This window comes from Lysobacter sp. CA196, assembly GCF_052078695.1.
Lineage (GTDB): Bacteria > Pseudomonadota > Gammaproteobacteria > Xanthomonadales > Xanthomonadaceae > Lysobacter.
On sequence record NZ_JBQJIN010000008.1, the window covers coordinates 107,019 to 125,881 of the forward strand.

The 18,863-nt window shown below is 68.9% G+C and carries 12 protein-coding genes; 11 read left to right on the forward strand and 1 reads right to left on the reverse strand.

Annotation, left to right across the window (positions count from 1 at the left end; all coding sequences use genetic code 11):
- Nucleotides 1-127 precede the first annotated feature (127 nt).
- Nucleotides 128-838 (reverse strand): rRNA pseudouridine synthase, encoded by a 711-nt coding sequence (locus ACTOWK_RS09950; RefSeq protein ID WP_441330011.1) that lies wholly within the window; start codon nt 836-838, stop codon nt 128-130.
- Nucleotides 839-932: 94 nt separating this feature from the next.
- Between ACTOWK_RS09950 and ACTOWK_RS09955 the strand changes: the two genes are divergently transcribed.
- The 11 genes from ACTOWK_RS09955 to ACTOWK_RS10005 all read left to right on the forward strand — a co-directional run bounded on the left by ACTOWK_RS09955 (nt 933) and on the right by ACTOWK_RS10005 (nt 18,788).
- Nucleotides 933-1,790 carry a PA4780 family RIO1-like protein kinase gene (locus ACTOWK_RS09955; RefSeq protein WP_441330012.1) on the forward strand — a complete coding sequence of 286 codons (858 nt, stop codon included), beginning with the start codon at nt 933-935 and terminating at the stop codon, nt 1,788-1,790.
- Nucleotides 1,791-2,190: 400 nt separating this feature from the next.
- A complete protein-coding gene (locus ACTOWK_RS09960; protein WP_441330013.1) occupies nt 2,191-3,810 on the forward strand; it encodes a methyl-accepting chemotaxis protein in 1,620 nt (539 codons plus the stop codon).
- Nucleotides 3,811-3,853: 43 nt separating this feature from the next.
- Nucleotides 3,854-4,318 (forward strand): chemotaxis protein CheW, encoded by a 465-nt coding sequence (locus tag ACTOWK_RS09965; protein ID WP_441330014.1) that lies wholly within the window; start codon nt 3,854-3,856, stop codon nt 4,316-4,318.
- The gene (locus ACTOWK_RS09970) at nt 4,315-5,583 is read left to right on the forward strand and encodes a CheR family methyltransferase (RefSeq protein ID WP_441330015.1); all 1,269 of its coding nucleotides are present in this window, start codon (nt 4,315-4,317) and stop codon (nt 5,581-5,583) included. Before ACTOWK_RS09965 ends, ACTOWK_RS09970 begins: the two co-directional genes overlap by 4 nt.
- Before the next feature lie 25 nt (nt 5,584-5,608).
- Entirely contained in the window at nt 5,609-6,193 is a 585-nt protein-coding gene (locus ACTOWK_RS09975) for a chemotaxis protein CheW (protein ID WP_441330016.1), read from the forward strand.
- Nucleotides 6,190-8,436, forward strand: coding sequence for a hybrid sensor histidine kinase/response regulator (locus ACTOWK_RS09980; RefSeq protein ID WP_441330017.1), 2,247 nt, complete (start codon nt 6,190-6,192; stop codon nt 8,434-8,436). The genes ACTOWK_RS09975 and ACTOWK_RS09980 overlap by 4 nt, the downstream gene beginning before the upstream one ends.
- Nucleotides 8,433-9,452 carry a chemotaxis response regulator protein-glutamate methylesterase gene (locus ACTOWK_RS09985; protein WP_441330018.1) on the forward strand — a complete coding sequence of 340 codons (1,020 nt, stop codon included), beginning with the start codon at nt 8,433-8,435 and terminating at the stop codon, nt 9,450-9,452. Before ACTOWK_RS09980 ends, ACTOWK_RS09985 begins: the two co-directional genes overlap by 4 nt.
- Nucleotides 9,449-10,462, forward strand: a complete 1,014-nt coding sequence (locus ACTOWK_RS09990) for a diguanylate cyclase (protein WP_441330019.1) — start codon at nt 9,449-9,451, stop codon at nt 10,460-10,462. The genes ACTOWK_RS09985 and ACTOWK_RS09990 overlap by 4 nt, the downstream gene beginning before the upstream one ends.
- A gap of 442 nt (nt 10,463-10,904) precedes the next feature.
- The gene (locus ACTOWK_RS09995) at nt 10,905-14,348 is read left to right on the forward strand and encodes a hypothetical protein (RefSeq protein WP_441330020.1); all 3,444 of its coding nucleotides are present in this window, start codon (nt 10,905-10,907) and stop codon (nt 14,346-14,348) included.
- A gap of 13 nt (nt 14,349-14,361) precedes the next feature.
- Nucleotides 14,362-15,381, forward strand: a complete 1,020-nt coding sequence (locus ACTOWK_RS10000; RefSeq protein ID WP_441330021.1) for an OmpA family protein — start codon at nt 14,362-14,364, stop codon at nt 15,379-15,381.
- A gap of 8 nt (nt 15,382-15,389) precedes the next feature.
- Nucleotides 15,390-18,788: a hypothetical protein gene (locus tag ACTOWK_RS10005; RefSeq protein WP_441330022.1), complete on the forward strand. Its 3,399-nt coding sequence runs from the start codon at nt 15,390-15,392 to the stop codon at nt 18,786-18,788.
- Nucleotides 18,789-18,863 lie beyond the last annotated feature (75 nt).

The window sequence follows — 18,863 nt, forward strand, 5'->3', positions numbered from 1 at the left end:
CGGCTGCCCGCAGTGGGGTCGCGCCGATGCTAGCGCGAAGCCGCCGCTGTGGACGAGCCGTGGCGCGCAAACGCACCGCGCAGCGGCGTTGCGGCCGTGCAGGTTTTCGCTCAGCCGATCCCGGCGATCAGAAGCGTTCGCCGACCGGCAGGTAACGCCATTCGCCGACCGGCATCTTGCTCAGCGAGATGCGGCCGATGCGCAGGCGGCGGATCGAGACCACGTCGAACCCGACCTGGCGGCACATGTCGCGCAACTGGCCCGGCTGCACGTCCTTGATCGCGAAGCGCAGCCGGGTTTCGTTCTGCCAGCTGACCTTGCACGGGCGCAACTCGCGGCGCTGATAGCTCAGGCCGTGGGCGAGTTTCTGCATGCCGTAGGGCAGCAGGTCGCCGGCCACTTCGACGACGAACTCCTGTTCGAGCTGGGCGTAGTCCTCGGTCAGGCGGCGCCAGACGCGGCCGTCCTGGGTCAGCACGACCAGCCCGCTGGCGTCGCGGTCGAGCGGGACCAGCGGGGTCAGGCGATGGAAGTGGCGCTTGAGCAGGCGCACCTCGGACAGGTCGCCGGGCGCGTGCGTGGCCGGGACGACCAGGCTGGCGGCGTCCTGGAGGTCGAGGCCGGCCGGTTTGTGCAGCAGCATCGTCGCCGGCTCGATCGGTTCGAGGCGGGCGTCCGCGGCCAGTTCGACGGTCTGCGTCGTGACCAGGGTCTGCGGCTCTTCGACGACCTCGCCATCCACCGACACCCAGCCGCCCTCGATGTATTGCTGGGCGTCCGTGCGCGAACAGGGCACTTGTTCGGCGAGGCGTTTGTCGAGGCGGACGGGTTCGGACATGACGGAATTCGATACTGGGGTCGCCAAGTGTAAAGATATACGCCTGTTACGCCGGGATTCCCCCTCAGCCGGCGCCGCCCCCCTACAGGACTACATGAAGACTCCACCCGGATTGCAGGCGCTGATCGACGATGGCGTGATCGACGAGGTCATGCGCCCGCTCAAGAGCGGCAAGGAGGCCGCGGTCTACGTGGTGCGGGCCGGCGACGACATACGCTGCGCCAAGGTCTACAAGGACATGGCGCAACGCAGCTTCCAGCAGCGCGTGCAATACCAGGAAGGGCGCAAGGTGCGCGGCAGCCGCGAGGCGCGCGCGATCGGCAAGGCCACCAAGTACGGGCGCAAGCAGCAGGAAACCGCCTGGAAGAACACCGAGGTCGACGCGCTGTACCAGTTGCGCGATGCCGGCGTGCGCGTGCCCGAACCGTACGGTTATTACCACGGCGTACTGGTGATGGAGCTGGTCACCGACGCCGACGGCCATTCCGCGCCGCGCCTGGGCGAGGTCGAGCTGGCCCCGGAGCAGGCCCGCGGCTTCCACCGTTTCCTGGTGCGGCAGGTGGTCAAGATGCTCTGCATCGGCCTGATCCACGGCGATTTGTCCGAATACAACGTGCTGGTCGCGCCCGACGGTCCGGTCATCATCGACTTCCCGCAGGTGGTCAGCGCCGCCGGCAACAACGCGGCGCGCAAGATGCTGCTGCGCGACGTCAACAACCTCACCGCCAGCCTCGGCGCCTGGGCCCCGGAACTGTTGGATACCTGGTACGCCGAGGAAATGTGGGCCCTGTTCGAGGCCGGCGACCTGCGTCCCGACAGCGAATTGACCGGCGTGTTCGCGCACGACGAGTCCGCGGTCGACCTCGACAGCGTCCGCCATGCCATCAACGATGCCCGCGAAGAAGCCCTGATCCGCCAGCAAGGCCGCGAAGCCGCGGCCGAGATGGACTGAGCCGGTCGCGCCGCGGGCCAGGGGAGCGGCCGAGCGGGCTGCGCTCGCTCCCGGCCCGGCGTGCGCCGCATCCGCCCATTCTTTCGCCGATCCCTTCGCCGATCCCTTCGCCGGTCATCGGGCGGCGGCGCCGTTAGCGCGCGCGATCCGGCGCCGAGTGTAGATTAGGGCTGCGACACGGCCGGACCGACTCATAGTGAGACGGCGTTGGCTTTTCACGGCGGTGCGGGCCAGGGGAGGCCATAGTCCGAAGGCCGGTTCAAGGCGGCCCGTCCGTTCGCAGCCGCGACGGTGTGCAGGGTCCAAGCGCGTCTCTACACTAGGGGCTTCGTCCGCGACAGGCGGTCCTCATAATCACGGCCCAGTAGGTAATGCTTCACGGCATTCAGGGGGATCGGTCATGAATAACATCACGATTCGACAGCGAATCATCCTCAGTTTCGCCGTGATCATCGTGGCGATGGTGGTGATGGGGGGCATCGCCTTGCAGCGGCTGCTCCACATCCAGGCCGAAGAAACCCGCTTGCGCGAGGATTCCATTCCGGGGCTGTACGCCTCCGGGCAGATGGAAACCGAGTGGCACGCCTACTACACCGCGATCAACGGTCTGTCCTCGGCCGACGCGAGCCAGCGCGCGGCGGCGCAAGAGCGCTTGCGCGAACGCCGGGCCGCGTTCGAGCAGGCGATGACCCGCTATCGCGCCACCGCCACCCAGACCGACGATCGCCGCAACGTCGATGCCCTGGCCGGTTTCAGCGCCGCCTTGTTCGCCTTGCAGCCGGACCTGGTCCGGGCCGGCGAGACCGGTTCGGCGGCCTTGCAAGAGGCGATGCGTACGCGCGCCGAGCCGATCTTCAGCAAGTCGGTCGACGCCGTCACCCGCATCATTCAGTACAACTACAACGAGGCGGTCGAGTCCGGCAACCGCATCGACGCTTCGGTGAAATCGGCCGAGCTCGGCATCGGCCTGAGCTTCGCCGGCGCGGTGTTGCTGGCGGTGCTGGCCGGCTTCTTCCTGTTGAAGGCGATCACCCTGCCGCTGCACCGGCTGGCGCGCGCGGCCGACATCATGGCCAAGGGCGATTTCAGCCAGCGCCTCGGCTTTTCGCGCAGCGACGAATTCGGCGCCGTGGCGCAGGGCTACGACCGCATGAGCGGCGAGCTGGCCGAACTGGTCGGGCAGATCCAGACCTCCGGCATCCAGGTGAATTCCTCGATCAACGAAATCACCGCGACCTTGCGCGAGCAGCAGGCCACCGCCGCGCAGATCGCCGCGACCACCACCGAGATCGGCGCCACCTCGCGCGAAATCGCCGCGACCTCGAAGGAACTCGCGCGCACCATGGGCACGGTCGCCGGCAGCGCCGAGCAGACCGCCTCGCTGGCCGGCAACGGCCAGGACGGCGTGGCCCAGATGGAAGAGACGATGGGCCGGATGATCGACGCGACTGCGGCGATCAGCGCCAAGCTCGCGGTGCTGGCCGAGAAGGCCAGCAACATCAGCCAGGTCGTCACCACCATCACCAAGGTCGCCGACCAGACCAACCTGCTTTCGCTCAACGCCGCCATCGAGGCGGAAAAGGCCGGCGAATACGGCCGCGGTTTCTCGGTGGTCGCGGTCGAGATCCGCCGCCTGGCCGACCAGACCGCGGTGGCCACGCTCGATATCGAACAGATGGTGCGCGAGATCCAGTCGGCGGTGTCGGCCGGCGTGATGGGCATGGACAAGTTCTCCGAAGAAGTCCGCCGCGGCACCAGCGACGTGCAGCAGGTCGGCGGCCAGCTGTCGCAGGTGATCGAACACGTGCAGGCGATGGTGCCGCGCTTCGAGGTGGTCAACGAAGGCGTGCAGGCGCAGGCCGCCGGCGCCGAGCAGATCAACCTGGCTCTGGGCCAGCTGAGCGAAGCCGCGCAGCAGACCGTCGATGCCTTGAAGCAGTCCAACCAGGCCATCGACGAACTGCATCAGGTCAGCGCCGGGCTGCGCGACGGGGTGTCCAAGTTCAAGTTGCTGGCCTAGCGCGGCGGCTGCGGACAGCCAGACTCACCGGGAGGACGATGCCGTGCTTTTCCTTGTCTTCCAACTGGACCAGGATCGTTACGCGATCGAAGCGGCGCAGGTCGTTTCGGTGCTGAACCTGATCAGCCCCAAGGCCATTCCGCAGGCGCCCGCGGCGGTCGCCGGTGCCTTCGATTACCGCGGCGAACCGGTGCCGCTGATCGACCTGTGCCAGCTGGCGCTGGGGCGTCCCGCGCGCGCGCGGTTGAGCACGCGGGTGATCGTGGTCGATTACCCGGCCGGCGACGGCGGCACGCGCAAGCTCGGCCTGATCGCCGAACAGGTCCTGGAAACGGTGCGGCGCGAGGCCGCCGAGTTCGCTCCGGCCGGCGTCGATGCGGCGCAGGCGCCGTATCTGGGCCCGGTCGCCGCCGATGCGCAGGGCCTGCTGCAATGGGTGCGGATCGAGCAACTGCTGCCCGACTCGGTTCGCGAACTGTTGTTCCAAGCCTCGGCGGAGAGCGCATGAAGCCCGGCGGCTTCCAGCAATGGCTCAAGGACACCATGGGGCTGGACGCCAGCACCATCGGCCCGACCGTGGTCGAGCGCGCGGTCGCCAGCCGCATGGCCGCCTGCGCGTGCAAGCACCTCGCCGAGTATTGGCAGACGCTGCGCGCCTCGCCACTGGAGCAGCAGGAACTGATCGAAGCCGTGGTCGTGCCGGAGACCTGGTTCTTCCGCGACACTCAGGCGTTCAGCGCCTTGTCGGAAACCTACGGCCTGGAATGGGCGGCGACCCATCCCGGCGGCCGCCTGCGCCTGCTGAGCCTGCCGTGTTCGACCGGCGAAGAGCCGTACACGATGGCGATGTGCCTGCAGGACGTCGGCTTTCCGCTCGAACGGTTGAGCATCGATGCGGTCGACATCAGCGAGCGCGCGCTGGCGAAAGCGCGGCGCGGGCTGTACGGCAGCAATTCCTTCCGTGGCCGCGAACTGCAGTTCCGCGAGCGCCATTTCGTCGCCGCAGAGCGCGGCTGGCAATTGCCGGAGGCGGTGCGTTCGCGGGTCGACTTCATCCAGGGCAACGTGCTCGATGTCGCCTTCCTGCCTGGGGAGGCGGTGTACGACGCGATCTTCTGCCGCAACCTGCTGATCTATTTCGATGCCGACACCCAGATCCGCACGGTCGCGATTCTCAAGCGCCTGCTGCGCCCGCAAGGCCTGCTGTTCGTCGGTCCGGCCGAGGCCGGGCTGATCCTGTCGCAGGGCTTCGCATCGGCGCAGTTGCCGATGGCCTTCGCGTTTCGTCCGCCGCGCGCCGACGGCGGCGGGGTGTCGGCGGCGATGCTGGCGACGACGGCGTCGGCGCTGGCGGGCGCCGCGGCCAAGGCCTCCACGGTGAAAGCCATGGCCAAGCCGCGCCCGGCGGTGCGGCCACGGCCGGCGCCGGTCGCGAGCCCGGCGCAGGCCGCCGCCGAAGGCGCCGAGGCCTTGCTCGATGCCGCGCAGCGCCTGGCCGACAACGGCGAGTTCGATCAGGCGGCCGCATCGTGCCAAGCCTATCTGCAGGCGCAGGGCCCGTCGGCGCGCGCCCTGTACCTGCTCGGCCTGATCCATGGCGCTAAGGGCCGCAACGACGCGGCCGAAGACTATTTCCGCAAGGCCTTGTACATGCAGCCCCAACACGAAGAGACCCTGATGCATCTGGCGTTGCTGCTCGAAACCCGCGGCGACGCGGCCGCAGGGCGCGTCCTGCGCCTGCGTGCGCAACGCTCGCGCAGGACGGCAGGCTGATGCGCACCGATAAGGACTCCGCAGGATGAGCGTCAAGCACACGCCGACGGGATCGATCAGCGCCGTCGCCCGGCTGCTCGACCGCGCGCCCGAGCCGGAGGCCTTGCACGAGGCCACCCGCCACGTCGCCGCCAAGGCCGAAGACCTCCGGTCGCTGACCGCGTCGGCGTTCGTGTTCCGGCTCGGCGCGGAATGGCTGGGCCTGGCCGCCGCGGTGGTCGACGAAGTCATCGAGCCGCGCCCGATCCACAGCTTGCCGCACCGCCGCGAAGGCGTGGTGCGCGGGCTGGTCAACGTGCGCGGGCAACTCACCGTGTGTGTAGCGCTGGAAGCGCTGTTCCACCTGGAAGCGGGCCAGGCCGATGCCGTGCGCAGCTTGTTGAGCCGGCGCCTGGTGGTGCTGGCCTGGCAGGACCAGCGCCTGGCCTTCGAGGCCGACGAAGTGCACGGCTCGCATCGTTACGACCCGGCCGGCATCGGCAACGTCCCGGCGACGGTCGCGCATTCGGTCTCGCCGTTCAGCACCGGTATCCTGGCGATGGGCCGGCGCAACGTCGGCGTGCTCGACGACGCGCTGGTGTTCGGCGCACTCAATCGGCGGCTCGGATGAGCACGGGCAACCTCCAGGATTATTCGCTGCACGACCTGTTCCGCATGGAAGTGGAAGGGCAGGCGCAGGTGCTGACCGAGGGCTTGTTGATCCTCGAAAGCCATCCGGCCTCGGCGCCGGAGCTCGAAGCCTGCATGCGCGCGGCGCATTCGGTGAAGGGGGCCGCGCGCATCCTCGGCCTGTCGGCGGCGGTGGCGGTCGCGCATGCGATGGAAGACTGTCTGGTCGAGGCGCAACAGGGGCGGCTGATCCTCGGCAACCTCGTCATCGATGCCTTGCTCGGCGGTGTCGACCTGTTGGCGCGTATCGCTGCGACGCCGGCCGCCGAAACCGCGCCGTGGATGCGCGACGACGCGCCCGAGGCCGAACGCTTCCGCAGCGTCCTGGCCGCGGCCCTCGCCGCCGATCCGGTGCCTGCCGCGGCGATCTCGCCGGCGGCGGAGGCCGAGCCCGAACCGGCCGCCGAGACCGCCCAGGCCGACGCCGAAAGCGAAGAGCGCGTGCTGCGCATCACCGCGCGCAGCCTCAACCGCATGCTCGGCCTGGCCGGCGAGTCGCTGGTGGTGTCGCGTTGGCTCGATCCCTACATCCGCTCGATGAGCCGCCTCAAGCGCCTGCAGAACGACAGTGCGATCGCGCTGGACCGGCTGGCCGACGTTTCGCCGGCCATGTCGCGCGATCAGCACGCCAACGCATTGCTGATGGAAGCGCGCTCGGCGATCGCCGAATCGCAGCGGCAACTCGCCGACCGCATCGCCCAACTGGACTTGTTCGAGCGCCGCATCGCCAGCGTCGCCCATCGCCTCTACGACGAGGCCTTGTCGAGCCATATGCGGCCGTTCGCCGACGGCACCCGCGGCTTCAAGCGCATGGTCCGCGACCTGGCGCGCGAGCTCGGCAAGGAGGCGCGGCTGGAGATCGTCGGCGCCAAGACCCAGGTCGACCGCGACGTGCTCGCCAAGCTCGAAGCGCCGCTCGGCCACCTGCTGCGCAATGCGGTCGATCACGGCATCGAGGCGGCCGAGCAGCGTCGCGCCGCCGACAAGCCCGCCGGCGGCCTGGTGCGGCTGGAAGCCCATCACGTGTCCGGCCTGCTGGAAATCACCATCGAGGACGACGGCCGCGGCATCGACCTGGAGCAGGTGCGCAGGATAGTCATTGCACGGCGCCTGGCCGACGAAGAGACCGCCTCGCGCCTCAGCGAGGCGGAACTGCTCGAATTCCTGTTCCTGCCCGGATTCACCCTGCGCGAGGTGGTCACCGAGATCTCCGGGCGCGGGGTCGGCCTCGACGCCGTGCAGAACATGGTCAAGCAGTTGCGCGGCACGGTCCGGCTGTCGTCGCAGGCCGGCGGCGGCACCCGCTTCCAGTTGCTGCTGCCGCTGACGACCTCGGTGCTGCGCGCGCTGGTGGTCGAGATCGGCGCGGAAGCCTATGCCTTCCCGTTGACCCAGATCGTCTGTACCGCGATGGTCGCGCGCGAAGAGGTGCAATGGCTGGAAGGGCGCCAACATTTCCAGTTGAACGGCCGCCGCATCGGCCTGGTGTCGGCGCAGCAGGTGCTCGGCGGCGCCGAAGCCAAGGCCGCGCCGGAACAACTGCACGTGATCGTGCTCGGCGCGCCCGGCGGCGGCCACGAGTACGGCCTGGCGGTGGAGCGCTTCCGCGGCGTCAGCGAGTTGGTGGTGCAGTCGCTGCCCACTGAGTTGGGCAAGGTCAAGGACATCAGCGCCGGGGCCCTGCTCGACGACGGCACCCCGGTGCTGATCGTCGACGTCGAGGACCTGCTGCGTTCGGTCGAGCGCCTGGTCTCGACCGGGCGCCTGACCCAGCTGCGTTACGACGACAGTGCGCAGACCGCGACCCGCAAACGCGTGCTGGTGGTCGACGATTCACTCACCGTGCGCGAGCTCGAACGCAAACTGATCGAAAGCGGAGGTTACGTGGTCGAAGTGGCGGTGGACGGAATGGACGGCTGGAACGCGGCGCGGGCGGGCCATTTCGACTTGGTCGTCACCGACATCGACATGCCGCGCATGGACGGCATCGAACTGGTCGGCCTGATCAAGAAAGACCCGCGCCTGCGCAGCGTGCCGGTCATGATCGTGTCGTATAAGGATCGCGAGGAAGACCGCCGGCGCGGCCTCGATGCCGGCGCCGATTTCTATCTGACCAAGGGCGGCTTCCATGAGGAAGCGTTGTTGCAGGCGGTGGTCGACTTGATCGGCGAGGCCGCCGCATGAGGATCGGCATCGTCAACGACCTGGCGCTGGCGGTGGAAGCGCTGCGCCGCGCGATCGGCCAGCGCGGCGAACACCGCATCGCCTGGACCGCGACCAGCGGCGAGGAGGCGGTCGAGCGCTGCGCCGCGGACACGCCGGACCTGGTGCTGATGGACCTGCTGATGCCGGGCATGGGCGGGGTCGAAGCCACGCGCCGGATCATGGCGCGCAGCCCCTGCGCGATCCTGGTGGTGACCGCCAGCGTCGGCGGCAACGCCTCGCTGGTGTTCGAGGCCATGGGCCACGGCGCCATCGATGCCGCCGACGTGCCGACCCTGGGCATCGACGATTACGCCGGTGCGCAGGAGTTGCTGGCCAAGATCGACCTGATCGGGCGCCTGGTCGGCGATGCGCCGTCGCGGCAGGCGAAGCCGCCGCCGCTGCGCCGCTCCAGCACCAAGCGCCTGGTGGCGATCGGCGCTTCCGCCGGCGGTCCGGCGGCGCTGGCCGAATTGCTCGGCGGATTGCCGGCCGGCTTTCCTGCGGCGATCGTCATCGTCCAGCACATCGACGAAAAGTTCGCCAGCAGCATGGCCGACTGGCTCAACCGCTTTTCCGCCAACCCGGTGCGGCTGGCGCGGCCGGGCGATCGGCCGAGCACCGGCAGCGTGTTGCTGGCCGGCACCAACGAGCACCTCGTGCTCGGGCCCGACGGCGAGCTGGCCTACACGCCCGAGCCGGTGGAACAACCGTACCGGCCTTCGGTCGACGTGTTCTTCGAGAGCATCAACAAGGACTGGCCGGGTGAGATCGTCGGCGTGCTGCTGACCGGGATGGGGCGCGACGGCGCCAGCGGGCTGCACTCGCTGCGCATGCGCGGCCATCACACCATCGCCCAGGACCAGGCCAGCAGCGCCGTCTACGGCATGCCCAAGGCGGCCGCCGATCGCGGCGCCGCCGTCGACATTCTTCCCTTGGATCGAATCGCATCGAAGTTGCGGTTGCTGTTCGGGGACATCAGGAACGTAGCCCCATGACTGAGCATTCTTCGAGCTTTACCTCGGCCCCGCCCCGCAGGCGCCGGTTCGTGGTGCTGCTGGTCGACGACCAACCGATCATCGGCGAGGCGGTGCGCCGGGCGATCGCCAGCGAGCAGGACATCGAGTTCCACTACTGCAGTTCGGCCAGCGACGCGGTCGCGACCGCCGAGGCCTTGCAGCCGACGGTGATCATGCAGGACCTGGTGATGCCCGGCGTCGACGGCATGACCCTGGTGCATCTGTATCGAGTGCACGCGACCTTGCGCAACGTGCCGATCGTGGTGTTGTCGAGCAAGGAGGACGCGGCGGTGAAGAGCCAGGCCTTCGCCACCGGCGCCGCCGATTACCTGGTCAAGCTGCCGGACCCGATCGAACTGGTCGCGCGTATCCGCCATCACTCGCAGGCCTATCTCAACCAGATCGAACGCGACGCCGCCTACCGCGCGCTCAGCGAGAACCAGCAGAAGCTGCTGGAAATGAACGAAGTGCTGCGCCGGCTCAGCGACGTCGACGGCCTCACCGGGCTCAACAACCGCCGCTATCTGGACAGCTATCTCGACACCGAATGGCGCCGCGCGGTGCGCGAGCAGGGCGACTTCTCGATCCTCATGGTCGATGTCGACAACTTCAAGGCCTACAACGACGCCTACGGTCACCTGATCGGCGACGAGGCCCTGAAGGCTGTGGCCGGCGCCGTGCAGCGTTGCGCGCAGCGCCCGGCCGACGTCGCCGCGCGCTTCGGCGGCGAAGAGTTCGCGCTGGTGTTGCCGTCGACGCCGAGCGAAGGCGCGCGCCGCGTCGCCGCGCAGATCTGTGCCACCGTCTACGAGTTGGCGATCCCGAACACCGGCGCCGAGGTTGGCCGGGTCACCGTCAGCGTCGGCGGCGCGACGTACTCGCCCTGCAGCGGCGATTCCTACGAGCCCTTGCTCGAAGCGGCGGATTTCGCCCTTTACGAAGCCAAGCGCGCCGGCAAGAACCAGGCGGTGCATCGCGAACTGCCCTGAGCCGTCGCCGCCCGCTGGCGGCGGATGAGTGTTGTGCAGCGCCATTGGGTTCGCCGCGGCGCGCGAGTTCGCGACACCGAGCTCGGGCACCGAGCGCGTGCCGAGCGGTCGATCAGCGATGACAACCAGCGGCCTTGCGCACGATGCGGCGCAAGGCCGGTGTCTGCGCGCGGCGACTAATGTGCTTTGTGTGATCGGCGCAATGAACTGACACAAATGAGTGACGCATAGCGTCACTATTCGTCATTTATGTTGATTAATGTCACAAATTTTCCCCGTCAGGCCGGTACTGACGAGCTTGGCACGTGGCTTGCGTCTCTAATTCAAAATTGTGATTGTAGTCACAAAAATATAGAGATCGAGAGTCGCCGCCCTCGGGCTGTGGTCGCTCTCTGCCTTACCGGACAGCCCGCCTCGGGTTGTAAACGAGGGAAGCAAGGATATGCGTCAAACGGAACGACTTCTGCGCCGGAGTGCGCTGAGCACACTGGCCTGTGCGATCGCCGCGATCTGCGGCACGGCGCAGGCGCAATTCAAGACCGATAAACCCCTGCCGACGCCGTTGCTGGCGCAACGCCTCGCACCGCAGCAAGCCGCGACGATCCGCGTCGCCGTCGACCGCGACAGCCTGCCGGCCGACGGCCAGACCCCGGCGAAACTCGACATCCAGGTGCTCGACCGCGATGGCCGGCCGCTGCCGGGCGAGACGATGCTGACCCTCGAATCCTCGGCCGGCCGGTGGCAACTGCCGGGTGCGAGCAGCGATCAATTCGGCCTGGCGCCGCGCGATCTCGATGCGGCGATGCCGGGGTTCCAGGTGGTGGCCAAGGACGGTGCCGCGCAGGTCTGGCTGTTGGCGCCGATCGAACCGCAACAAGTGCAGGTGCAGATCTCCGCCGGCGCGGCCGTGGCCAAGGGCGAGATCGGCTTCGTGCCGGCGCTGCGCGAGATGATCGCGGTCGGCCTGGTCGAAGGCATCGTCAGCTTCGATCGCAAGAACCCCTTGAGCCTCAGCCCGGCGCGGCCCGAGGACGGCTTCGAGGACGAGATCCGCAACTGGTCGCGCCGTTCCGGCGACGGCAAGCGCAGCGCCGCCTTGCGCAGCGCGTTCTTCCTCAAGGGCAAGGTGCGCGGCGATGCGCTGCTGACCCTGGCCTACGACAGCGACAAGCCCGACCGCGACCGCTTGTTTCGCGACCTCGACCCCGAGCGTTGGTACCCGGTGTACGGCGATGCCTCCATCGTCGGTTTCGAGGCGCGCAGCAACAGCCGCCTGTACCTGCGTTTGGACAAGGAGCGCAATTATCTGTTGTACGGCGACATCGTCACCGGCGACGGCTTCAGCCAGCGCAACGGCCAGGGCGGCGTCGCCTCGCTCGCGACCCGCGACCTCGGCCAGTACAACCGCGCCATGACCGGTCTGCGCGCGCATGCCGAAGGCGCGCGCGGCGCGCTCGACGTGTTCGCCGCCTACGACAACCTGCGCCAGGTGATCGAGGAATTCCCCGGGCGCGGCCTGTCCGGCCCGTACACGGTCAGCAACAGCGCCGGCGCGGTGCTCGGCAGCGAGCGGGTGGAGATGATCGTGCGCGATCGCCATGCGCCCTCGCGCATCGTCGAGGTCAAGCCGATGCAGCGTTTCGTCGACTATAACTTCGAGCCCTTCAGCGGCCGCATCCTGTTCGCGCAATCGGTGCCTTCGGTCGATGCCGCGCTGAACCCGGTGTCGGTGCGGATCAGCTACGAAGTCGACCAGGGCGGCGAGCGCTATTGGGTCTACGGAGCCAACGGCCAATACCGCGTCGGCGAGCGTTTCGAACTCGGCGGCAGCTACGTCAAGGACGAAAATCCCTTGTCGCCGTATCGACTGGCCAGCGGCAACGCCACCGTGCACTTCGGCGAGCAGACCTGGCTGCGCGGCGAAGTCGCGCGCAGCCGCAGCGCCTACAACACCTTGCCGGGACTGCTGTACACCGCGCTGCCGGGCGCGGCCGTCAACGGCGGACTGATCGATCCGCTGCGCAGCGATGAGGTCGAAGGCGATGCGTGGCGGCTCGCCTTCGGTCATCGCGGCGAACGCAGCGACGTCAACGCTTATTACGGCGAAAGCGATGCCGGCTTCAATAATCCGGCGTCGTCGTTCATCGGCGGACGCAAGCAGGGCGGCCTGGATGCGCAATGGCGCTTCGACGAAGCCTGGGGCTTGTACGCGCAAGGCAGCCATGTCGAGGACACGGTCAGCGATGCGCGCCGCGATCAAGTCCAGGCCGGCTTGCGCTACACGCCCAACCCAGCCTTCACCCTTGAAGTCGGCGCCAACCGGGTCGACGAACGCGCCGGTCGCTACGGCTACGGCAACGGCCTGTCGGTGCCGGCGCCGATCACCGCGCCGTTCGGCGTCGGTGTGGTCGCACCGGGGTTCGGCGGCGGTTTCTACGGCGCCTCGCCGAACGCGATCAATCCCGGCACCGGCCAGACCCTCTACAACACCGGCTACGGCTGGAGCGGCCAGTACGGCAGTTGGGTCGGCAACGGCCTGGCCGGCGTGCCGGTCGAATACACCGCGCTGCGCGTCGCGGCGCAGTGGCGCGTCGACGAACGCTTCGACCTCAGCGCCGAGGCCGAGCAGGACCTCGACCACAGCGAGCACCGCCGTGCTGCGCTCGGCATGGGCGTGCGCGTACACGAAAAAACCCGTTTGTACGGCCGTTACGAGTGGAACACCGGCCTGTCGTCGGTGGCGACCGCCGAGGGCGCGGTCGACGCCGCCGGCCGTCGTCATGCCAGCCCGTACGAAAGCAATGCCTTCGTCTACGGCCTCGACACCGAGTACATGGACGGCGGTACGGTGTTCAGCGAATACCGCATGTACGACGCCTACAGCGCACGCCAGTTGCAATGGGCCAGCGGCCTGCGCAACCGCTGGCGGGTGACGCCGGCACTGAGCCTGCAGACCGGGCTGGAGAAATTGCAGGTGCTCGACGGCCGCGGCCAGGAGGCGACCGCAGCCAGCCTCGCCGCCGAATGGCGCCCGGACGAGTTGTGGCTGATCAGCGGGCGCCTGGAATGGCGGCGCAGCGACAACGTCGGCGACAACGTTCTGCCGAACGATCCGGTCACCGGCCTGCCGGCTACGGTGCCGTGGCTGAGCCAGGGCTACGACACCTGGCTGTCGACCTTCGCCCTTGCGCGCAAGCTCAATCGCGACTGGACCGGCCTGCTGCGCAACTATCACCTGCGCAACCGTTACGACGGCGACGCTCGCGACAGCTACGAAGACCGTTTCCAGCTCGGTTTCGCCTATCGCGACACCGACCGCAACCGGCTCAACGTGCTCGGCAAGTACGAGTTCTGGACGCGCCGCGACAGCAGCCTGGCCAACAGCGGCCTTGGCAGCGGCCTGCTCAGCGGTAGTTCTCCCGTCGACGGCGACGACCGCTTCGTTCTGGGCAACGAAGGCTTCGACAAACATGTGCTGTCGCTGCATGCCGACTGGCATCCGTCGCGGCCGTGGTGGCTCAGCGGCCGTCTCGCCGGCAAGCGCCAGCGCGATTACTTCGACGGGCGCAGCGATCGCTACACCGCGTATCTCGCTTCGGGCCGACTGAGCTACGACATGTCCGAGCGCTGGGACGTCAGCGCGCTCGCGGCGCAGATGTGGAGCCCCGGCGGCGCGCGCCAGTACGCGTTCGGCGCCGAGCTGGGCTACCTGGTCAAGGACAACCTGTGGCTGTCGGCGGGCTACAACGTTCGCGGCTTCCGCGACGACGACCTGACCCAGGGCGAATACACCAACCAAGGCGCCTACCTGCGCCTGCGCTTCAAGTTCGACGAAACCCTGTTCCGCGGCAACGACCCCGCGACCAACCCCGCCTTGCCGCGCTGAGGAGTATCGAGTGATGAAACACCACCCCACGAAGGAACGTCGGCACCTGTCGGTGTTGCTCGCGCTGATCGGCCTCACCGCGTCGCCGGCGCAGAGCCAGACCGCAGCGCAGACCTTGACGCCGGCGCCGCAGCGCATCGCCGATGCCGCCGTGCACGCCGACCATGAGACTTATGCGGCGACGCAGGCGCGGATCAAGGCGCTCAACGACCGCGGCATCGAAGTCGACGACTACGCGCTGTCGAAGGCGCAGTGTTGGCTCGACACCAGCTTCCACGAGTACAGCCGCAACGACCGCGGCGGTTATCCGCAGGCGGCGTTGGCCGAGTCGGCCAGGCTGATCGCCGCGCTCGAGGCCGGCACCGATCCGGGCAGCGAAACCCCGCTGGTCAACGGCGCGGAGAAGCTGCGCCCCGACCTGTGGGCGCGTTACGACGCCTTGCGCGGTCATTCCGGCTTCCGCTGCGCGCGCCAGGCCACCGCCTGTGCCGAGGTCGAGCTGGTGCACGCCGGCAACGAGATCCACGACGGCGGTTGGCGCCACGCCAAGCCCTACCTCCAGATCGCCGAAGACGGGTTGGCGCGCGCCGAAGCCGCCGCCGAGGCCTGCCCGCCGCCGCCGTCGCCGCAGGCACCGCCGTCGCAGAAGACCGAGTACGAATTCTCGGCGGATGCCTTGTTCGAATTCGATCGCGGCGATCTCGCCGGCCTGCTGCCGCGCGGCAAGGGCCGGCTCGATGCGCTCGCCGCCGAGTTGCGCGAACGCGGCGAGGTCGCCGGCTTCCACGTCGTCGGCCATAGCGACCGGCTCGGCGCCGAGGGCTACAACCAAGGCTTGTCGCAGCAGCGTGCCGACACCGTGCGCAGCTACCTGCAAGGGCAGGGCGTGTCCGCACCGATCACCGCCGAGGGACGCGGCGAACACGAGCCGGTCAGCCAGGGCTGTGTCGGCGAGCGCGCGACCGCGGCATTGAAACAATGCCTGCAGCCGGATCGCCGGGTGCGGATCGAAGTCCGGACCGCGGCGAAGTGAGGACCGGCATGATCATCGCGCCCCTTTCCCGCCTGCGCGGCTGGCTGCCGCGCGCGGCGGCCTTGCTGCTCGCCGCGGCGCTGCCGGTCGCGCCCGCCGCGGCGCAGACCTGCGCGCCGCTGTTCAACGAAAGCTTCGGTTTCGGCTCCGGCACCAGCCGCATCGGCCCGCCGTTGGCGCCGTCGCAGACCACCTACCGCTACGAAGACACCGCACCGCCGTGCATCGGCCCGGACTGCCGGGTCAACGACGGCGAGTACTCGCCGGTGCAATCGCCGCGCAGCGACGGCGGCAACGGCGCCTGGCGCGACGGCACCGACCACACCGGCGACCCGAACGGTTACATGATGCTGGTCAACGCCGACTTCGACCCCGGCGTGTTCTATTCGCGCGATTTCACCGGCCTGGCGGTCGGTGTGCGCCACGACTTCACCGCCTGGCTGAGCAACGTGCAGGAATACCTGCCCGGCGACGGCGACATCGACCCCAACGTCACCTTCCGCATTATCGACCCGGGCACCGGCGCGGTGCTCGGCAGCGTCAGCAGCGGCGACATTCCGGAACTGCCGGGCACCGTGCTGACCTGGAACGAATACGGCGTGAGCTTCGTCCCGACCCAGTCGAGCCTGCGCCTGGAAGTCGTCAACAACAGCCCCGGCGGCGCCGGCAACGACCTGGCCCTCGACGACATCTCGCTGACCGCGCTCGACAGCTGCGCCAGCGACGTGACCCTGGTCAAGAGCGTCACCGACGGCAACGGCAACGGCATCGCCGAACCCGGCGAAGCGTTGAACTACACCATCACCCTGCGCAACATCGGCAACCTGACCGCGATCAACTACGACGTCATCGACAACCTCGACGCCAATACCGTCTACGTCTCGTCCGACAACGGCGGCACTCACGACGGCGCGGCGAACGGCGGCACGGTGACTTGGCGCAACCTCAGCATCGCGCCCGGTGCGAGCCTGAACCTCAACATCGCGGTAACCGTGGTCGACCCGATACCGGCCGGCGTCGCACGCATCCTCAATCGCGCCTACAACCCGGACAAGGGGCCGCCCGATTGCAGCAGCGACCCGAGCCTGCCCGGTTGCGCGCAGATACCGACCGGGCCGCGCGTGAGCGTCGCGAAGAGTTTGTCGGCCGAGTCGGGCAACGTCGCCGGCCGCGCCGAAGCCGGCGAGACCCTGACTTACACCCTGACCCTCAGCAACAGCGGCGGCTCGGCTGCGAGCAATCACAGCTTCTACGAGTTGCTGCCGGCGCATACCGCCCTGGTGTCGGTGAGCGGCGCCAGCGTCGCCGGTTGCGCGGTCGGCGATGTCGGCGCGCGTGCCTGCTCGCTCAGCGTGGCCGGCCCGATCGCGGCCAATGGCGGCACTGCGGCGGTGAGCTTCGTCGTGCGCGTGGCCGATCCGATTCCGAGCGCCGTCACTGCGATCTATAACCTCGTCACCGACGACACCGGCGGTCCACCGCCGGTCGGCTGCGATCCGGCCACCGACCCGAACGGCTGCACCACGCCGCCGCCGGGCTGCGATGCCGCGACCGACCCGAATCACTGCGTGCAAACGCCGGTGATCCAGCCGACCGTGACCGTAGCCAAACGCCTCAGCGGCGAGAGCGGCAACCTGCCCGGCCAGGCCGAGCCCGGCGAAACCCTGAGCTACACCCTGACCCTCAGCAACGGCAGCGCGGTCGCGGCGAGCAACCACAGCTTCTACGAGTTGTTGCCGGCGCATACGACCTTGGTGTCGGTGAGCGGCGCGAGCCTCACAGGTTGCGCGATCGGCGATGCCGGCGCGCGTCCTTGCACGCTGACCGTGGCCGGGCCGATCGCCGGCAACGGCGGCACCGCCGAAGCGAGCGTCGTGGTGCGTGTGGCCGACCCGATTCCCGCCGGCGTGAGCGGCATCTACAACCTGATCACCGACAACACCGGCACGCCGCCGCCGGTGGGCTGCGATCCGGCCACCGACCCGAACGGCTGCGCCACGCCGCCGCCGGGTTGCGATGTCGCGACCGACCCCGCGCATTGCGTCGGCACGCCGGTGGCGACGGTGTTGAGCGTCAGCAAGGACGCTCAGGGCCCGCCGCAGGCGGTGCCGGGCACCGCCGACGAGTTCCTGGTGCGTTACGCGATCGTCGTGCGCAACCAGGGCGCCGCGATCGGCCGCTACGACCTCAGCGATACGCCGCAGTTCGGCGTCGGCGTAAGCGTGCTGGCAGCCACCGCAACGCGCAACGGCGCCAATGTCGCGGTCAGCGGCGTGGGCCCGTGGGCGCTCGCTACCGGCCGCGATCTCGTCGCCGGCGCCAGCGACAGCTATGCACTGGAACTGCGCGTGCGCGTCGCCGCCTCGGTGATCGCCGATCCCTCCCACAATGCCTGCGTCGCCGGCAGCAGCGGGCGCGGCCTGTTCAACGAAGCCTTGTTGACGATGGCTGGGCGCACGCTGCGCGACGAGGCCTGCGTGGACACGCCCTTGCCGTCGACCGAAGCCGTGCTCAGCGTCGAAAAGATCGGTTCGGTGCGCGAAGCCGAAGTCGGCGACCTGGTCGCCTACAGCGTGCGCATCCGCAACAACGGTGCCGGCCTGGCCTTGGCGCCGGTGCTGGTCGATCGCCTGCCGGCCGGGTTCCGTCTGGTCGGCGACAGCGTGCTGGTGCGCGGCGCCAGCCTGGTGTCGCTGAGCGGCGCGCCCGGGCCGGTGTTGCGCATCGCCCTCGACCGCCTGGCGCCGGGCGCCGAAGCGGTGGTGCGCTACCGCGTGCGCATCGGCGTCGGCGCGCAGCAGGGCGACGGCATCAACCGCGCCCAGGCCGAATGCACGGCCGGCACCGGCATGCGTGCCTGCTCGAACCTGTCGCAGTGGAAGGTCGAGATCCGTGGCGGCGTGTTCTCCGACGAAGGCTGCGTCGTCGGACAGATCTTCGTCGACTGCAACCTCGACTCGGTCAAGGATCGCGAGGAACTCGGCATCCCCGGCGTGCGCCTGTACTTCGAGGACGGCACCTATCTGATCAGCGACGTCGAAGGCAAGTACAGCTATTGCGGGCTGCGCCCGGCGACCCACGTGCTCAAGGTCGACTCGACCACCTTGCCGCGCGACAGCCGCCTGACCACGTCGAGCAACCGCAATGCCGGCGACGCCCACAGCCTGTTCGTCGATCTCAAGAACGGCGAGCTGCAACGCGCCGACTTCATCGAAGGCTCGTGCAGCAACCCGGTGCTCGAACAGGTCAAGGCGCGTCGCGCCAACGGCGAGGTGCGTTCGGTCGAGACCGAATCCGGCCAGCCGGCGTTGCGCTTCGAGAGCAAGCCCCCGGCGGCGCCGCAGCAGGCGACCGAGTCGGCGAACCAGCCGATCGAGCGCGCGCGTCACGACGGCGGCGAGCGCTGACGCCGGCACGAAGAATCGACCCGCCGCACGACGGCGGGTCGCAATCCGGCCGCAAGGCCGCGACGCGAGGGGCTA